Consider the following 2,289-nt stretch of genomic DNA (forward strand, 5'->3'; position numbering starts at 1 on the left):
TGGTCCGTTTCACGGGGGCTGTGCACGGTGGACCTGCGGCCCGTGACCCCGGCCGCACCCAAGGACCCGGAACTGATTCTGCCGTTTCTGCTCGAACGCGAGGAGCCGGGCATCTTCGTCCTCGAGGACTTCCATTTCTTTCTCGACGAACGCGCGCCCAAGGCGCCGCTGATTATCCGCCAGTTGCGCGACGTGATAGGCCCGTTCAAGGGCTCGTACAAGACGATTGTGGTCCTGTCGTCGGTGCTCAAGATTCCGCCGGAACTGGAGAAGGACGTGACCGTTATCGACCTCGAACTGCCGGACGAGGCGGAATTGCTCGCGGTGCTCGAGGACAACATCGAACAGTTCCGGGACGACCCCAAGGTCGATACGGACCTGGCGGAGGGCGACCGCGAGCGTATCGTGAAGGCGCTGAACGGGCTGACGCTCATGGAGGCCGAGAACGCGCTGGCCAAGGTCATCGTGACCAACCGCCGCATCGACGCGCGCGACGTGGACCTGCTCCTCGCGGAAAAGGAGCAGATTATCCGCAAATCCGACATGCTGGAGTTCTATGCGACGCCGGAACGCTTTGGCACCGTGGGCGGGCTGGACCTGCTCAAGGCGTGGCTGCAGCAGCGGGGCAGGGCTTTTTCCGACGCGGCGCGCGCGTTCGGCCTGCCCAGTCCGAAAGGGCTGCTGCTGGTGGGCGTGCCCGGCTGCGGCAAGAGCCTTACGGCCAAGGCGGTGGCGGCGGAATGGCAGATGCCGCTGCTCAAATTCGACCTGGGCAAGGTGTTTGCGCCGATGGTGGGCCAGGCCGAGGACAACATGCGCCGCGCCATCAAGATGGCCGAGGCGGTGGCACCGTGCGTGCTCTGGATCGACGAAATCGAGAAGGGCCTGGCCGGCACGCGCGGGCCTCAGGGCGACAGCGGGGTGACCGCGCGCGTATTCGGAACGCTGCTGACCTGGATGGAGGAGAAGACCAAGGCGGTGTTCACCATCGCCACGGCCAACGATATCGAGGGACTGCCGCCGGAACTGCTGCGCAAGGGCCGTTTCGACGATGTGTTTTTTATCGACTTGCCCACGCCTCAGGAGCGGGCCAATGTGCTCGCCATTCATCTGGCGAAAAACCACCGCGACTACAAGGACTTCGACTTGGCCCGGCATGTCGCCGCGTGTGAGGGTTTTTCCGGCGCGGAGATCGAACAGTCGGTTATCTCGTCCCTGTACCTGGCCTTTGCCGAAGGACAGGACGCGAAGCTGGAAGACCGCCATCTCGAACAGTCCATCGCCGGGACCGTGCCGCTGTCGCGGTCCGTGGACCCCAAGATCCGCGTGCTGTGGGACGAAGCGCGGAGGAAATGGCGCCGGGCGAGCAGCGAAGGCGCGGCAGGCGCAGCCGCCGGCGCGGATGCGGTTTCGGAACCGCCGCCCGCGCCCAAGCAGCCCAAACGGGTTTTCGAGTTCTGAACCAGCATATTTGCGCCTGCGCGGGTCATTCCCCTGGCGCAATAGCGGAAAGGACAACAAGATGTCATCCGGCGGTCCTTATAAGATGGGGCAACGGTTCGGCCCGTATGTGCTCGAGGCGTACCTGGGCGCGGGCGCGTTCAAGAGCGTGTACCGCGCACGGAACGAGGGCGCGGCGGCACCCGAGCCGGTCGTTGCCCTGGGCTTCCCGCACCAGCAGGACCGGGAAGGCCTTGTGGAACTGGAGAAGGAGTTCAGCGTAACCAGCAGGCTGTCGCACCCGAACATCCTGCGCGTTTTCGCGCTGGAGAGCCACGAGGGCGTTTCGTTCCTGGTGATGGAGTATCTGGAGGGTACGACCCTTCGCGCGCGGCTGCGCGAGAACGGCTGTTTCCATGCGCCGGAGGCGGTGCGCTATGTGGGCCTGGTCTCCGAGGCGCTGGCGTATGCGCACAACGCGCACGTGTTTCACCGCGACGTGAAGCCCGAAAACGTGTTCATCACTGCGGACCAGACGCCGAAGCTGCTGGATTTCGGCGTGGCCCGTTTGCTGGCGCGCACGAGCGACAAGGCCAGCACCCGCATCGGCACGGTCGAGTACATGGCGCCCGAGGCGCTGCAAGGGGCTTCGGGCACCAACGCGGACCTCTGGGCGCTGGGGGTGACGTTGTACGAACTGCTGACAGGAGCCCGGCCCTTCTCGGGCGAGTTCGGCGAGATGATCCAGAAGATTATGTCCGCCCAGTACGACGAGACGCCGCTGCGCGAGCGGCGCGTGGACAATCGCGTCATCCGTGTCATCCGCAAGATGCTGCACAAGGACTCCGA

General features: G+C 65.0%; 2 protein-coding genes. Both read left to right on the forward strand.

Annotated features, from left to right (window positions below):
- A partial coding sequence (locus tag KA184_23465; protein MBP8132549.1) for an AAA family ATPase occupies positions 1 to 1,461 on the forward strand: 1,461 nt, incomplete at its 5' end.
- 61 nt (positions 1,462 to 1,522) lie between these two features.
- Positions 1,523 to 2,289 (forward strand): serine/threonine protein kinase (locus tag KA184_23470; protein MBP8132550.1); only part of this gene is annotated, 767 nt, incomplete at its 3' end.

The sequence above is a fragment of the Candidatus Hydrogenedentota bacterium genome (genome assembly GCA_018005585.1).
Lineage (GTDB): Bacteria > Hydrogenedentota > Hydrogenedentia > Hydrogenedentales > JAGMZX01 > JAGMZX01.